We start from the raw sequence: 15,130 nt of genomic DNA, 5'->3' as shown, positions 1-15,130 counted from the left end.
GCCGTCACCGGGCTAGGCTCAACCGCCCGGCTCCTCACTCGCGCGCTGTCGGCGCTCGCCGTCACCGGGCTAGGCTCAACCGCCCGGCTCCTCACTCGCGCGCTGTCGGCGCTCGCCGTCACCGGGCTAGGCTCCCCCACTGTGACCGAAACCTCGTCCGACCCAGGCGACCTCGCGCGCCGGGCGGCCGAGGTCATCGCCGAACGCACGGGTATCGCCCGGCACGACGTCGCCATCGTGCTCGGATCGGGCTGGCCACCGGCGGTCGCGGCGCTCGGCACGCCCACCGCCGTGCTGCCGCAGGCCGAACTGCCGGGGTTCTGCCCGCCCACCGCGGTCGGGCACACCGGGGAGTTGCTGTCGATGCGCATCGGCGCACACCGGGTGCTGGTGCTGGTCGGCCGCATCCACGCCTACGAGGGTCACGACCTGGGCCACGTCGTGCACTCGGTGCGGGCGGCGTGCGCGGCCGGCGTGCGTGCCGTCGTGCTCACCAACGCGGCGGGCGGCCTGCGCCCGGACCTGGCCGTCGGCGAGCCGGTGCTGATCAGCGACCATCTGAATCTGACCGCCCGGTCCCCGTTGGTGGGCCCGCAGTTCGTGGACCTGACCGACGCCTACTCCCCGCGACTGCGCGCGCTCGCCCGCCAGGCCGACCCGACGCTGGCCGAGGGCGTCTACGCCGGGCTGCCCGGCCCGCACTACGAGACGCCCGCCGAGATCCGGATGCTGCGCACGCTGGGCGCGGACCTGGTCGGCATGTCGACGGTGCACGAGACCATCGCCGCCCGGGCGGCCGGCGCCGAGGTGCTGGGGGTGTCACTGGTGACCAACCTGGCCGCCGGCATCAGCGGCGAACCGCTGAGCCACGCCGAGGTGCTGGCCGCCGGCGCCGCGTCGGCTACCCGGATGGGGGCGCTGCTGGCCCTGATCCTCGAGCGGCTCCCCCGGTTCTAGCGTCATGACGCCCGAGGAGTGGATCGCCCACGATCCCGACCCGGCGACCGCGGCCGAGCTCGCCGCCTGCGACCCCGGGGAACTCGCCGAGCGGTTCGCCCGCCCACTCAAGTTCGGCACGGCCGGCCTGCGTGGCCCGGTGCGCGGCGGGCCGGACGCCATGAACGTCGCGGTCATCACGCGGGCCACCTGGGCGGTGGCGCAGGTGCTGATCCGGCGCGGCCGGCGCGGCGCGCCGGTGATCGTGGGACGCGACGCCCGGCACGGCTCGGCGGTATTCGCCACGGTGACCGCCGAAGTTCTTGCCGCCCAGGGTTTTCCGGTGCTACTGCTGCCCGGCCCGGTGCCGACGCCGGTGGTGGCGTTCGCGGTGCGGCGCACCGGCGCCCCGGCCGGGATCCAGATCACCGCGTCCCACAACCCGCCCGCCGACAACGGCTACAAGGTGTACCTCGACGGCGGCATCCAGATAATCTCCCCCACCGACCGCGAGATCGAGGCCGCGATGGCCGCGGCCCCGCCGGCCGACCAGATCGCCAGGGCCCCCGTCGGACCCGCCCTCACCGATCTGCTCGAGCGCTACATCGAGCGGGCCGCCGGGTTGCGGCGAGGCGCCGGCTCGGTGCGGGTAGCGCTGACCGCGCTGCACGGGGTGGGCGGCGCGGTGGCGGTCGAGACGTTGCATCGCGCTGGCTTCATCGAAGTACACTCGGTCGCAACGCAATTCGCGCCCGACCCGAACTTTCCCACCGTCGCGTTCCCCAACCCCGAGGAGCCCGGCGCCACCGACGCGCTGCTGGCCCTGGCCGCCGACGTCCGTGCCGACGTGGCGATCGCGCTCGACCCCGACGCCGACCGATGCGCCGTGGGCATCCACGACGGGCAACGCTGGCGGATGCTGTCCGGCGACGAAACCGGTTGGCTGCTCGGCGATTACCTGCTGTCCACGACACAGACGGACAAACCGGTGGTGGCAAGCACGGTGGTGTCGTCGCGGATGTTGTCGGCCATCGCCGCGCGTTACGGCGCCGTCCACGTCGAAACCCTCACCGGTTTCAAATGGCTGGCCCGCGCCGACGCGAAAGTGCCCGGCGGCACGCTGATCTACGCCTACGAGGAAGCGATCGGGCACTGCGTCGACCCTGCGGCCGTGCGCGACAAGGACGGCATCAGCGCCGCGGTGCTGGTGTGCGACCTGGTGGCCACGGCTATGCGTCTGGGCCGTTCGGTTCCGGACCTGCTCGACGAACTGGCCCGTCGCTACGGGGTGCACGACGTCGCCGCGGTCTCGCGCCCGGTCGGCCCGGGGCAGGAGGCGGCGGAGCTGATGCGGCGCTGGCGGGCGGCCCCACCGCAGACACTGGCCGGTTATGCCGCGCGCCTCACCGACATCGGCGACGCGTTGATCTTCACCGGCGGCGACGACGACACGTCGGTCAGGCTGGTGGTCCGGCCTTCCGGGACCGAGCCGAAGCTGAAGTGCTACTTGGAGATTCGCTGCGCGGTCGGCGACGACCTGGACTCTTCGCGGCGACGCGCCCGCGCCCTGCGCGAGGAGCTGGTGGCCGCTGCGCAGAGCTGGTGAACAGGTTGGGGCCGAATTGGCGGTCACCGGCGTCGCCGAGGCCCGGCACGATGTAAGCGGCCTTGTTCAGGCCCTTGTCGACCGCGGCGGTGAACACTCGCGCGTCCGGCGCCGCTTTCCGCACTGCCGCAAGGCCTTCCGGGGCCGCCACCACGCAGAGCACGGTGATGTCCGCGGCGCCGCGGCGCCGTAGCAGGCCGATGGTGTGCGCCATCGACCCGCCGGTGGCCAGCATGGGATCGAGGACGATCACCGGCCTGCCCGCCAGCTTGTCGGGCAGCGCCTCGAGATACGGCACCGGCAGGTGGCTTTCCTCGTCGCGGGCGACACCGACGAAGCCCACCTCCGCCTCCGGTAGCGCGGCGTGCGCGGCGCCGACCATGCCCAGCCCGGCCCGCAGCACCGGCACCAGCAGCGGCGGCCTGACCAAGCGCGTCCCGGCCGCCGGGCCTACCGGGGTGCGGATCCTCACCGACTTTCGCGGCGCGTCCCGGCTGGCTTCGTAGACCAGCATCAGCGTCAGGTCGCGCAGCGCGGCGCGAAATCCGGCGGTATCGGTGCGTTCGTCACGCAGCAACGTCAGCCGTGCCGCGGCCAGCGGGTGGTCGACGACGCGCATCTCCATGGGGTCGAGCGTATATAACGATCGGGCAAACCCGTCCTGACACGCTTGCGTTCGTCCCGGTAGGCGCCTACACCCGTCCATATACTCCGGGCGTGCTGCGCGAAATTCGAAGTCCGAGAAGGCTGATCGACAGGGCCCACCGGATACTGCGGCCACTGGGCGCGTGCGCGCTGGTGGCGCTGGCTGCCAGCCCGTTGACGCCGCGCATAGGCCTTGCGGCAGCGGCTATTCCGCAACCCGCGCACATCGTGATCGTGGTCGAGGAGAACCGCTCCGAGAACGGCATCATCGGCAACAGGTCCGCGCCGTTCATCAGCGCGCTGGCCGCGGGCGGCGCCAACATGACCCAGTCGTTCGCCGAGACCCACCCGAGCGAGCCGAATTACCTGGCGCTGTTCGCCGGCAACACCTTCGGGGTGACCAAAGACCTGTGCCCGGTCAACGGCGGCAACGCACCGAACCTCGGCTCCGAATTGCTCTCCGCGGGCTACACATTCGTCGGCTTCGCCGAGGGCCTGCCTGCGGCCGGCTCACCGGTGTGCAGCGCGGGCAAGTACGCGCGCAAGCATGTGCCCTGGGCCAACTTCGCCAACGTGCCTGCGGCGAACTCGCTGCCGTTCTCCGCGTTCCCCGTGGGCAACTACGCCAGCCTGCCGACCGTGTCGTTCGTCATCCCCAACAACGACAACAACATGCACGACGGCTCCATCGCGCAGGCCGATGCCTGGCTGAACCGCGAGCTGTCCGGATATGCGAACTGGGCGGCGGCGAACAACAGCCTGCTGATCGTGACGTTCGACGAGGACGACAACTCCAATGTGGGCGGCAGCCGCAACCAGATCCCCACGGTGTTCTACGGAGCCCACGTCCGTCCGGGCAACTACGGCGAACAGATCAACCACTACAACGTGCTTTCCACCGTGGAGCAGATGTACGGGTTGCCCAAGACGGGCTATGCCGCCGCCGCCGCGCCCATCGCCGATATCTGGGGCTAGGGGCGACGGGGGGCGCGCTCGCCCGTCGTCGCTATTCTGTGCCGCATGGTTGCTGACCTCGTGCCGATTCGCCTGAGCCTGTCCGCGGGTGACCGCTACACCGTGTGGGCGCCCCGCTGGCGTGACTCCGGCGACGAGTGGGAGGCCTTCCTGGGCAAGGACGAAGACCTGTTCGGCTTCTCCTCCGTCGCCGACCTGGTCGCCTTCGTGCGTGCGGATGACGACAACGACCTGACCGACCATCCGGCGTGGAAGGAGCTGCAAGCGGCGCACGCGCACGCGCTGGAGCCCGCGGCCGACAAGCAGTTCGACCTGGTCGCCGTCGAGGAGCTGGTGGCCGAGAAGCCCACCGCGGAGTCGGTGTCCGCGCTGGCCGGCACGCTGGCCATCGTGTCGTCGATCGGGTCGGTGTGCGAGCTGCCGGCGGTGTCGAAGTTCTTCAACGGCAACCCCAGCCTGGGCACCGTGTCGGGCGGCATAGAGCACTTCGCCGGCAAGGCCGGCGTCAAGCGCTGGAATGCGATCGCCGAGGTGATCGCGCGCAGCTGGGACGACGTGCTGGCGGCCATCGACGGCATCGTCACCACCCCCGACGTCGACTCCAAGCTGTCCGACAAGGTCGCCGACGAACTGGCCGAAGAGCGCGAGGAGGCCGAGCCGGACGAGGACGCCGCAGGGGAATCCGCGGATGACGCCGGGACTGACGAAGACGCCGAAGACGCTGAAGACGCCGAAGACGCTAGTGACGCCGAAGCTTCCGAAGACTCCGACGACGACGAGGCCGCCCGGGCGACCGGCGACACCGTCGTGCTGGGCAGCGACAAGGACTTCTGGCTGCAGGTGGGCATCGACCCGATCCGGATCATGACGAGTTCGGGCACCTTCTACACGCTGCGCTGTTACCTGGACGACCGGCCGATTTTCCTGGGCCGCAACGGACGCATCAGCGTCTTCACGTCCGAGCGCACGCTGGCCCGCTACCTGGCCGACGAGCACGACCACGACCTGGCCGACCTGAGCACCTATGACGACATCCGCACCGCCGCGACCGACGGCTCGCTGGCGGTCGAGATCACCGACGACAACGTCTACGTGCTCAGCGGGCTGGCCGACGACCTGGCCGACGGACCCGACGCCGTGGATCGCGAGCAGCTCGAGCTCGCCGTCGAGGTGCTCCGCGACATCGGCGACTACTCGGAGGAGAGCACCGTCGACAAGGCGCTCGAGCCCGGCCGGCCGCTGGGCAGGGTGGTGGCCGCCGTGCTCGAGCCCGGCTCGGCCGCCAGGCCGTCGCCGCCGTACGCCGCGGCGGTGCGCGAATGGGAGAAGCTGGAGCAGTTCGTCGACGGGCGGCTGCGCCGCGAGTAGCGCGCCGTTTGACGGGATAGGTTGGGTGACGTGTCGCTACCCGGTATCGGCCCGTTACCGCTGTACGGGTTCCAGCGCCCCGGCCTGTTGCTGTTCGCGTTGGTGCCGCTGGCCCTGCTGGCCGTCTACGTCGTCGTGCAGGCGCGCAGGCGCCAACGCCTGCACCGCTACACCGACAGCCCGGTGCCGCAGTCGCCATTACGGCACCTCCCGATCGCCGTGTCGCTGCTGAGCCTGGCGCTGCTGACCATCGCGCTGGCCACGCCCACCCACGACATGCGCATCCCGCGCAACCGCGCCGTCATCATGCTGCTGATCGACATGTCGCAGTCCATGCGGGCCACGGACGTGGAACCCAATCGGCTCAAGGCCGCCGAACAGGCCGCAAGCCAGTTCGCCGCCCAGCTCACGCCCGGCATCAATCTCGGGCTGGTCGGATTCGCCGCCACGCCGTATTTGCTGGTGCCGCCAACCCCGCAGCATCAGGCCACCATCGACGCGCTGAAGAAGCTGGACTTCGCCGACAGCACCGCCACCGGCGAAGCGATCTTCACCGCCCTGCACGCGATCAGCGCCACCGCGGTCGCCGGTGGCGACGCCCCGCCGCCGGCCCGCATCGTGCTGCTCTCCGACGGCGGCGCGAACAAGCCCGCCAACCCCGGCGATCCGCACGACGGCGTCTACACCGCGGCGCGGCTCGCCAAGGACGAGGGCGTGCCCGTCTCGACGATCTCGTTCGGCACCAAGGGCGGCGAGATCGACATGGACGGGCAGCGCATCGCCGTCCCCGTCTCCACCGACCAGATGAAGATGGTCGCCAAGCTGTCCGGCGGGCAGTCTTACACCGCCACCACGCTCGGCGAGCTGCAAAAGAGCTACAACGCCATCGAGAACGAGATCGGCTACCGCAACGTGCCGGGGCCGGGCAGCTCCGGCTGGCTGCGCCTGGGCGTGCTGACCGCCCTGATCGCGACGGCGCTGGCGCTGCTGATCAACCGGCGCCTGCCCAGCTGATCGCTCAGGCGGGCAGCCTGCGGTTCAGCAGCAGGCCGGCCAGAACGGCGCCGGCCATGACGAGGGTGCCCAGCAGCATCCAGGCCAGGCTCGCGTCGCCCTTCACGGTTTCGTAGCCGATTTGGCGCTGCAGCGTGGTGTACACGCTCTTCAGCGAATCGAGGCTGTCGGCGTGGAACGACTGGCCGTCGGTGATCTCGCAGATCTTCTGCAGGGTCTGGTCGTCCACCGGAACCGGGATGGTGGCGCCTTCGTAGTCGACGGTGCCGTACGGGGTGCCGAACGAGATCGTCGAGATCTGCACGCCCTCGGCCTTGGCGGCCCGGGCCGCGGTGAACGCCCCCTGCGGTGCGTTGGGGTCCAGGGGCACGTTCTCGGCGCCGTCGGACTCCAGCACGATACGTGCCGGCGGCGGGCCGTCGCCACCGCCCATCACCGAACCGACCGTCGCGATCGCCTGCAGCGCGGTGAAAATCCCTTCCCCGGTAGCGGTTTTGGGCATCGGCTTGAGGCTGTCGATGCCCGCCCTCACCGCGTCGCGGTTGGTCGTCGGGGGCACCAGCAGCGTGGCATTGGCCGCGAACTCCACCAGGCCCAGGTTGATCGCCGGGGTCAGCTGGGTGGCGAACTGCTTGCCGGCCTCCTTGGCCGCGTCCAGGCGGTTGGGTGCCACGTCGGTGGAGGCCATCGACTCCGAGACGTCGATCACCAGCACCACCACCGCGCGATTCAGCGGAATCCGGACATCGGACGTCGGGCCGGCCATCGCGGTGGTCAGCAACACCAGCGACGTCGCCAGCAGAATCGTGGGCACGTGCCGCCACTTGCCGGGCCGCGGCGGGGCCACCCGCTCCAGCACCTCCATGTTCGCGAACCGCAGCACCCGTCGGCGACGGGCGAATTGCTGCACGACGTAGAGGCCGATCACCAACAGCACGATCAGCAGAACGAGAAAGAACCAGGCGTTCTGGAAGCCCGTCAGCGATACCGGGCCCAGCAGGGGCACCTTCATGTCCAGCCACACTATGCGTCGAACTTCGGGGGTGCACGACGCGCTCTTGGCACGGCTGGCGACCCCTTGCCGACAATGGTTATCGGCACTGGTTTCGGGGAACCCAGGAGCAATCCCGCAGGTTGACGAGAAGGGCGGGACAAACTCATTGACACGCACACACACACAACGGCCTGGCGCTGAGGCCGCGAACCCGACGTGGGTTGCCGAGGAGCTGAAGCGCTCCTGCCGGCGGGCCGATTTGGTCCGCGAACGGGCGAACGCGGCTCAGCGATCCGCCGCGGACAGCATGGAGAAATCCGCGGGCAGCCACGAACGGGTCGCGAAGTCATACGAAATGGCGGCCGCATCCAGCGGTCACGACGAATATCTGCAGCACGCGGCTCGCCATCGCGAGTTCGCGCGCGAGGATTTGCGGATCGCCGAGCGGTTGCGGCAGATGGCCGAAGGTGACGACGGCTAGGGCCCGCTAGGCGCCCGGACCGATAGCGCACGGCCGAGGGCTACCGGTTTCGGCCTGCGCAGCGCAGACTGATCGCTAGCCCGGGCGAGGCGCCGGGGTCCGCATGCGAGGGGGGACAATGGCTCGGGTGATTCCTGCGGGAGTCCGCGGTGTGATGATGCAAGCGGCCGTGGCCGCGGCGCTACTCGGGGTCGCCGCGACGGGCGCGGCAGTTCCAGCGAACGCAGTGCCCGCACGCACTCCCCTTGCGCCGCAGGACAATCCCGATCCCGGCATGCCTACCAATCCGTCCGATCCCCGTTGTGTGGCCATGCCCGAGGTGGCGCAATGTCAGGGCGGGCCGTATGCCGCCGCCGGCGCTCCCACCGGCCCAGCGGACACCGCGTGCATCAGCCAGCCCGCCAACCCGGTGTGCGCGGGAGGCCCGTACGCCTTGCCCGCTGCGGCACCTCCGCCGCCACAGCCACCACCCATGGCGCCGCCACAGCCCCCGCCTGAGGCGCCACCGCCTGTGGAACCCCCACCGGTGCAACCCCCGCCGATCGCGCCCCCACCGATGGCTCCGCCTCCGATGGCTCCGCCGCCGATGGAGCCGCCGGCCATGCCGGTCGCTCCCGCAGCGCCGTCGGACCCCGCCATGGGCATGCCCGGGCACATATGACGGCCGGCCGCTAGCCGATCAGCACGGCGTAACGCGGTTTGATCACCTCGTCGATGATCGCCAGCCGCTCGTCGAACGGGATGAACGCCGACTTCATCGCGTTGATGGTGAAGCGCTCGAGATCGCTCCATCCGTAGCCGAAAGCATGGACCAGGCGCGACATTTCGCGGCTCATGGAGGTGTCGCTCATCAGCCGGTTGTCGGTGTTGACGGTCACCCGGAAGCGGGTGCGGGCCAGCAGATCGAACGGATGCTCGGCGATGCTCTTGACGGCACCGGTCTGCACGTTGGAGCTGGGACACAGTTCCAGCGGAATTCGCTTGTCCCGCAGGATCGATGCCTGTTGACCGAGCCGAACGCCGCCGTCGTCCAGCATTTCGATGTCGTCGACGATGCGCACCCCGTGGCCCAGCCGGTCTGCGCCGCAAAAGGCGATCGCCTCGTGGATGGACGGCAGCCCGAACGCCTCCCCCGCGTGAATCGTGAAGCGGGCGTTGTGGTCTCGCATGTAATCGAAGGCTTCCAGGTGCCGGGTCGGCGGGTTGCCTGCCTCGGCGCCGGCGATGTCGAACCCGACCACTCCCTTGTCGCGGAACCGGATTGCCAACTCGGCGATCTCCCGGGACACCGCCGCGTGCCGCATCGCGGTGACCAGCAGGCGCACCACGATCGGGCGTCCGGCCGCCGCGCTCGCCTTCTCGCCGTCGGCGAAGCCGGCCAGGACGGCGTCGACGATCGCGTCGAAGGACAGCCCGCGGTCGATGTGCAGCTCGGGCGCGAACCGGATCTCGGCGTACACGACCGCGTCCTCGGCCAGGTCTTCGACGCACTCGTAGGCGACGCGGTGCAGCGCCTCCGGTGTCTGCATCACGGCCACGGTGTGCGAGAAGGGCTCCAGGTAGCGCTCCAGCGAGCCGCTGTGCGAGCGGGTGCGAAACCACGTCGCCAGCTCGTCGACGTCGGTGGCGGGCAGTCCGCCGTAGCCGACCTGGCCAGCGATCTCCAGCACGGTCGACGGGCGCAGCCCACCGTCGAGGTGGTCGTGCAGCAGGGCCTTGGGGGCCTTTTTGATCTGTTCTAAGCCCAGTGGTGCGGTCATATGACGATCCGATCGATGATCATTGGCCGGGAAACCGTTTCCGCCTTGACGCCGTCGATGCTCCACCCGCCGTCCAGCTCGGCGAGCGCGGCACCGAAACGCTCGGGGGTGTCGGTGTACAGGGTGAACACGGGCTCGCCGGCGGTGACGGGCTCACCGGGGCGGCGGTGGATCCGGATACCCGCGCCCGCCTGCACCCGCTCACCCGGACGGGACCTGCCCGCACCGAGCCGCCACGCCCCCAGCCCCACTGCCATCGCGTCGATGTCGCCCATTGTGCCGCCCCGCGGTGCGGTCACGGTCTCGGCATGCCGACCGACGGGCAACGGCACCGACAAGTCGCCGCCCTGGGCCGCGACGAGCCGGCGGAACCGGTCCATCGCGGTGCCGTCGCGCAGCGTGTCGGCGGGATCGCGGCCGTCGATGCCGGCCAGCTCGAGCATCTCGGCGGCCAGCCGCAGCGTCAGATCGACGACGTCGGGGGGGCCGCCCCCGGCCAGCACCTCGAGCGACTCGGCGACCTCGAGGGCGTTGCCGACGGTCGCGCCCAGCGGGCGGCTCATGTCCGTGAGCAGCGCGCGGGTGGGCACCCCGTGCGCCGCACCCAGCTCCACCATCGTGTGCGCCAGTTCGCGGGACTGCGCCTCGGAGTCGGTGAAGGCGCCGGAGCCGACCTTCACGTCGAGCACCAGCGCGCCGGCCCCCTCGGCGAGCTTCTTGCTCATCACCGAGGCGGCGATCAGCGGCAGCGACTCGACGGTGGCGGTGATGTCGCGCAGTGCGTAGAGCTTGGCGTCGGCCGGGACCAGCCGCCCGGCGGCGAAGATGGCCGCGCCGACGCCGCGCAGTTGGTCGCGCACGCGAGGGTGGGACAGCTCGGCGGTGAACCCCGCGATGGATTCCAGCTTGTCCAGGGTGCCGCCGGTATGGCCCAGCCCGCGGCCGGAGGCCTGCGGAACCGCCGCGCCGCAGGCCGCGACCACGGGCACCAGGGGCAGGGTGATCTTGTCCCCCACCCCGCCGGTGGAGTGCTTGTCCACGGTCGGCGGGCCCAGATCGGAAAAGTCCATCCGCTCACCGGAGGCCAGCATCGCCGCGGTCCAGCGGGCGGTCTCGCCGCGATCCATGCCGCGCAACAGAATCGCCATCAGCAGCGCCGCCATCTGTTCGTCGGCGACGCGGCCGTCGGTGTAGGCCTCGACGACCCAGTCGATGGCGGCGTCGGACAGCCGGCCGCCATCGCGCTTGGTCTTGATCACGGTGGGCGCGTCGAACGCGGGGTGCATCAGCCGCGCCCTGCCGCCAAGTCGTCGGGGCCGAAGGCGTCGGGCAGCAGGTCGCCGAGCCGGCGCGGCCCGCCCGGGTGGTCGATCAGCAGGTCGGGCCCACCGTGCTCCAGCAGTACCTGACGGCACCGTCCGCACGGCGTCAGCGCCGAGCCCCGCCCGTCCACGCACGCCAGCGCCACCAGGCGACCGCCACCGGTGGAGTGCAGCGCACACACCACGGCGCATTCGGCGCAGAGACCAAGGCCATATGAGACGTTCTCCACATTGCAGCCGGTGACCACCCGGCCGTCGTCGACCAGCGCCGCCGCCCCGACCCGGAACCGCGAGTACGGCGCATAAGCCCACTGAGAAACATCGATTGCCTTGTCCCGCAACATCTTCCAGTCGATCTCAGGCATCACGTAACCCCGCTCACCCATCACCGATTCCGACAGCCACCCTAGCCGCAAAACGGCATGTCGCCTGACGGACATTGGCGCAAGTCACACCGTGTGCGAGCTAAGCTCAAGTGCCCGGTGTGACCGACGCCGAAGTCGGAAGAGGGCGGGAGGACTGGGGTGACCACGCAACCGACGACCGCGGATCCGGCGGCACCGGCATCTGCGCGCACGCGCAAGCGCAGGGCACCACGGACGCTGTACCGGGGCGACCCGGGCATGTGGTCGTGGGTGCTGCACCGGATCAGCGGCGCGACGATCTTCTTCTTCCTGTTCGTCCATGTCCTGGACGCCGCGATGCTGCGCGTCAGCCCGCAGACCTACAACGCCGTGATCCACGACTATCAGGCGCCGATCGTGGGCCTGATGGAATACGGCCTGGTCGCCGCGGTGCTCTTCCACGGCCTGAACGGGATCCGGGTGATCCTGATCGACTTCTGGTCCGAAGGCCCACGCCACCAGCGCCTGATGTTCTGGATCGTCGGCATCGTATTCCTGCTGCTGATGGTGCCGGCCGGCGTGGTGACGGTCATCCACATGATCGGGCACTTCCGGTGAGCGGCCCCGACGTTCAGCTCGGACGCGGCCAGGTGGCCCCGGTCAGGCAGCGCCTCTACGATCGCCCCGCCAGCCTCGACAACCCCCGCTCGCCGCGGCGGCGGGCCGGCATCCCCAACTTCGAGAAGTTCGCGTGGCTGTTCATGCGGTTCTCCGGGATCGCGTTGTTCGTGCTGGCCATCGGCCACCTGTTCATCATGCTGATGTGGGACGACGGCGTCTATCGCATCGACTTCAACTACGTGGCGCAGCGCTGGGCGTCGCCGTTCTGGCAGTTCTGGGACCTGGCGCTGCTGTGGCTGGCGCAGCTGCACGGCGGCAACGGCCTGCGCACCATCATCGACGACTACAGCCGCAAGGACAGCACCCGGTTCTGGCTCAACAGCATGTTGCTGCTGTCCATGGGATTCACGTTGGTGCTGGGCACCTACGTGCTGTTGACCTTCGACCCCAACATCGGAGGCTGATGAGTTGATCCAGCAACACCGATACGACGTGGTGATCGTCGGCGCGGGCGGCGCCGGTATGCGCGCGGCGGTGGAGGCGGGCCCGCGGGTGCGCACCGCGGTGCTCACCAAGCTCTACCCCACCCGCAGCCACACCGGCGCCGCGCAGGGCGGCATGTGCGCGGCGCTGGCCAACGTCGAGGAAGACAACTGGGAATGGCACACCTTCGACACGGTCAAGGGCGGCGACTACCTCGCCGACCAGGACGCCGTGGAGATCATGTGCAAGGAAGCCATCGACGCGGTGCTCGACCTGGAGAAGATGGGGATGCCGTTCAACCGCACCCCCGAGGGCCGCATCGACCAGCGCCGCTTCGGCGGGCACACCCGCGACCACGGCAAGGCCCCGGTGCGCCGCGCCTGTTACGCCGCCGACCGCACCGGCCACATGATCCTGCAGACGCTCTACCAGAACTGCGTCCGCCACGATGTGCAGTTCTTCAACGAGTTCTACGCGCTCGACCTGGTTTTGACGCAGACCCCGAGCGGGCCGGTAGCCACCGGGGTGGTCGCCTACGAGTTGGCCACCGGCGATATCCACGTCTTCCACGCCAAGGCGGTGGTGCTCGCCACCGGCGGCTCGGGCCGGATGTACAAGACCACCTCCAACGCGCACACGCTGACCGGTGACGGCATCGGCATCGTTTTCCGTAAGGGACTTCCCTTGGAGGACATGGAGTTTCACCAATTCCACCCGACCGGCCTGGCGGGCCTGGGCATCTTGATCTCCGAGGCCGTGCGCGGCGAGGGCGGCCGGCTGCTCAACGGCGAGGGCGAGCGCTTCATGGAGCGATACGCCCCGACAATCGTGGATCTGGCGCCACGCGACATCGTGGCCCGCTCCATGGTTTTGGAGGTGCTGGAGGGGCGCGGCGCCGGCCCGCACAAGGACTACGTCTACATCGACGTCCGCCACCTCGGCGAGGACGTGCTGGAGGCCAAGCTGCCCGACATCACCGAATTCGCCCGCACCTATCTGGGCGTCGACCCGGTGCGCGAGTTGGTTCCCGTCTACCCGACCTGTCACTACGTGATGGGCGGCATCCCCACAACCGTCACCGGACAGGTGTTGCGAGACAACACCGCTACGGTGCCGGGCCTGTACGCGGCCGGCGAGTGCGCGTGCGTGTCGGTGCACGGAGCCAACCGGCTGGGTACCAACTCGCTGCTGGACATCAACGTATTCGGGCGACGCGCGGGGATCGCCGCGGCTTCCTACGCCCGCGGCCACGATTTCGTGGACATGCCGCCGGAGCCGGCGGCGATGGTGATCGGCTGGGTCGGCGACATCCTCTCCGAGCACGGCAACGAGCGCGTCGCCGACATCCGGGGCGCCTTACAGCAGTCGATGGACAACAACGCCGCGGTGTTCCGCACCGAGGAGACGCTGAAGCAGGCCTTGACCGATATTCATGCGCTGAAGGAGCGGTACGCCCGAATCACCGTGCACGACAAGGGGAAACGCTACAACAGCGACTTGCTCGAGGCCATCGAGCTGGGCTTCTTGCTGGAACTCGCCGAGGTCACCGTGGTCGGGGCGTTGAACCGCAAGGAGTCTCGCGGCGGCCACGCCCGCGAGGACTACCCCAACCGCGACGACGTGAACTTCATGCGCCATACCATGGCCTACAAGGAAATTGGGACCGACGCGCAGGCCACCGACCTGCTGAGCGACATCAGGCTGGACTTCAAGCCCGTGGTACAGACGCGCTACGAACCCAAAGAACGGAAGTACTGATGGCCGAGAGCGCCGGAACCGACAAGGCAGTCGAGGTTGAGACGAGCCTGGAGCCGCCGCTGCCCGCGATTCCCGACGGCGCGGTGATGGTGACTGTCAAGATCGCCCGGTTCAACCCCGATCAGCCCGACGCGCACGCGAAAACCGGTGGCTGGCAAAGCTTTCGGGTGCCATGCCTGCCGAGCGACCGGATGCTCAACCTGCTGATCTACATCAAGAGCTACCTGGACGGGACGCTGACCTTCCGGCGTTCCTGCGCGCACGGGGTGTGCGGTTCGGACGCCATGCGCATCAACGGTGTCAACCGGCTGGCCTGCAAGGTGCTGATGCGCGACCTGCTGCCCGCAACGCCGAAACCGGGGAAGACCTTGACCATCACGGTCGAGCCGATCCGCGGGCTGCCGGTGGAGAAGGACCTGGTGGTCGACATGGAACCGTTCTTCGACGCCTACCGGGCGGTGAAGCCGTACCTGATCACCACCGGCAACCCGCCCACCCGCGAACGCATTCAGAGCCCTACCGACCGGGCCCGTTACGACGACACCACCAAGTGCATCCTGTGCGCGGCGTGCACCACCAGTTGCCCGATCTTCTGGCACGAGGGCAGTTACTACGGCCCGGCGGCGATCGTCAACGCGCATCGGTTCATCTTCGACAGCCGCGACGAGGCCGCCGCCGAGCGGCTGGACATCCTCAACGAGGTCGACGGCGTGTGGCGCTGCCGCACCACGTTCAACTGCACCGACGCCTGTCCGCGCGGTATCGAGGTCACCAAGGCGATCCAGGAGGTCAAGCGCGCGATCATATTCTCGCGCTAGAGCCA

The 15,130-nt window shown here is 69.6% G+C and carries 15 protein-coding genes and 1 pseudogene; 10 read left to right on the top strand and 6 right to left on the bottom strand.

The window, feature by feature from the left end:
- The first annotated feature begins 141 nt into the window (after positions 1-141).
- Positions 142-957: a purine-nucleoside phosphorylase gene (locus tag OQ789_RS04610; protein WP_324683865.1), complete on the top strand. Its 816-nt coding sequence runs from the start codon at positions 142-144 to the stop codon at positions 955-957.
- 4 nt (positions 958-961) lie between these two features.
- On the top strand, positions 962-2,542 hold the full coding sequence (locus OQ789_RS04605; protein ID WP_324683813.1) for a phospho-sugar mutase: 1,581 nt from the start codon (positions 962-964) through the stop codon (positions 2,540-2,542).
- Between the two features lie 7 nt (positions 2,543-2,549).
- Here OQ789_RS04605 and upp read toward each other — a convergent pair.
- Positions 2,550-3,167, bottom strand: a pseudogene (upp, locus tag OQ789_RS04600) (uracil phosphoribosyltransferase); the annotation flags it as partial.
- A 92-nt stretch (positions 3,168-3,259) separates the two neighbouring features.
- Here upp and OQ789_RS04595 point away from each other — a divergent pair.
- The 3 genes from OQ789_RS04595 to OQ789_RS04585 are packed head-to-tail and all read left to right on the top strand — an operon-like array spanning position 3,260 to position 6,544.
- Entirely contained in the window at positions 3,260-4,162 is a 903-nt protein-coding gene (locus OQ789_RS04595) for an alkaline phosphatase family protein (protein ID WP_324683811.1), read from the top strand.
- Between the two features lie 45 nt (positions 4,163-4,207).
- On the top strand, positions 4,208-5,530 hold the full coding sequence (locus tag OQ789_RS04590; protein WP_324683809.1) for a primosomal protein: 1,323 nt from the start codon (positions 4,208-4,210) through the stop codon (positions 5,528-5,530).
- A 30-nt stretch (positions 5,531-5,560) separates the two neighbouring features.
- The gene (locus OQ789_RS04585; protein ID WP_324683808.1) at positions 5,561-6,544 is read left to right on the top strand and encodes a VWA domain-containing protein; all 984 of its coding nucleotides are present in this window, start codon (positions 5,561-5,563) and stop codon (positions 6,542-6,544) included.
- Positions 6,545-6,548: 4 nt separating this feature from the next.
- On the opposite strand, the gene OQ789_RS04580 is transcribed toward OQ789_RS04585, so the two are convergent.
- Positions 6,549-7,556 carry a VWA domain-containing protein gene (locus OQ789_RS04580; RefSeq protein WP_324683807.1) on the bottom strand — a complete coding sequence of 336 codons (1,008 nt, stop codon included), beginning with the start codon at positions 7,554-7,556 and terminating at the stop codon, positions 6,549-6,551.
- Positions 7,557-7,845: 289 nt separating this feature from the next.
- Here OQ789_RS04580 and OQ789_RS04575 point away from each other — a divergent pair, with 289 nt between their 5' ends.
- A complete protein-coding gene (locus tag OQ789_RS04575) occupies positions 7,846-8,019 on the top strand; it encodes a hypothetical protein (RefSeq protein WP_324683805.1) in 174 nt (57 codons plus the stop codon).
- A gap of 330 nt (positions 8,020-8,349) precedes the next feature.
- On the opposite strand, the gene OQ789_RS04570 is transcribed toward OQ789_RS04575, so the two are convergent.
- From OQ789_RS04570 to OQ789_RS04555, 4 genes are read right to left on the bottom strand one after another with little or no spacing between them, the layout of a single operon-like run.
- The gene (locus tag OQ789_RS04570; protein ID WP_324683803.1) at positions 8,350-8,664 is read right to left on the bottom strand and encodes a hypothetical protein; all 315 of its coding nucleotides are present in this window, start codon (positions 8,662-8,664) and stop codon (positions 8,350-8,352) included.
- Positions 8,665-8,690: 26 nt separating this feature from the next.
- A complete protein-coding gene (locus OQ789_RS04565; protein WP_324683801.1) occupies positions 8,691-9,779 on the bottom strand; it encodes an adenosine deaminase in 1,089 nt (362 codons plus the stop codon).
- Complete coding sequence (locus tag OQ789_RS04560; RefSeq protein ID WP_420716033.1) at positions 9,776-11,065, bottom strand: thymidine phosphorylase; 1,290 nt, start codon at positions 11,063-11,065, stop codon at positions 9,776-9,778. The genes OQ789_RS04565 and OQ789_RS04560 overlap by 4 nt, the downstream gene beginning before the upstream one ends.
- Positions 11,065-11,466: a cytidine deaminase gene (locus tag OQ789_RS04555; protein ID WP_324683799.1), complete on the bottom strand. Its 402-nt coding sequence runs from the start codon at positions 11,464-11,466 to the stop codon at positions 11,065-11,067. The genes OQ789_RS04560 and OQ789_RS04555 overlap by 1 nt, the downstream gene beginning before the upstream one ends.
- Before the next feature lie 258 nt (positions 11,467-11,724).
- Here OQ789_RS04555 and sdhC point away from each other — a divergent pair, with 258 nt between their 5' ends.
- From sdhC to OQ789_RS04535, 4 genes are read left to right on the top strand one after another with little or no spacing between them, the layout of a single operon-like run.
- Positions 11,725-12,063 (top strand): succinate dehydrogenase, cytochrome b556 subunit, encoded by a 339-nt coding sequence (sdhC, locus tag OQ789_RS04550; protein ID WP_324683863.1) that lies wholly within the window; start codon positions 11,725-11,727, stop codon positions 12,061-12,063.
- Positions 12,060-12,530, top strand: coding sequence for a succinate dehydrogenase hydrophobic membrane anchor subunit (locus tag OQ789_RS04545; protein WP_324683798.1), 471 nt, complete (start codon positions 12,060-12,062; stop codon positions 12,528-12,530). Before sdhC ends, OQ789_RS04545 begins: the two co-directional genes overlap by 4 nt.
- 4 nt (positions 12,531-12,534) lie before the next feature.
- Positions 12,535-14,307 carry a succinate dehydrogenase flavoprotein subunit gene (gene sdhA / locus OQ789_RS04540; protein WP_324683796.1) on the top strand — a complete coding sequence of 591 codons (1,773 nt, stop codon included), beginning with the start codon at positions 12,535-12,537 and terminating at the stop codon, positions 14,305-14,307.
- Positions 14,307-15,125 (top strand): succinate dehydrogenase iron-sulfur subunit, encoded by an 819-nt coding sequence (locus OQ789_RS04535; protein WP_324683795.1) that lies wholly within the window; start codon positions 14,307-14,309, stop codon positions 15,123-15,125. The genes sdhA and OQ789_RS04535 overlap by 1 nt, the downstream gene beginning before the upstream one ends.
- Positions 15,126-15,130 lie beyond the last annotated feature (5 nt).

The sequence above is a fragment of the Mycobacterium sp. 94-17 genome (assembly GCF_035617725.1).
GTDB lineage: Bacteria > Actinomycetota > Actinomycetes > Mycobacteriales > Mycobacteriaceae > Mycobacterium.
This window is presented reverse-complemented; position numbering and strand designations above follow the sequence as displayed.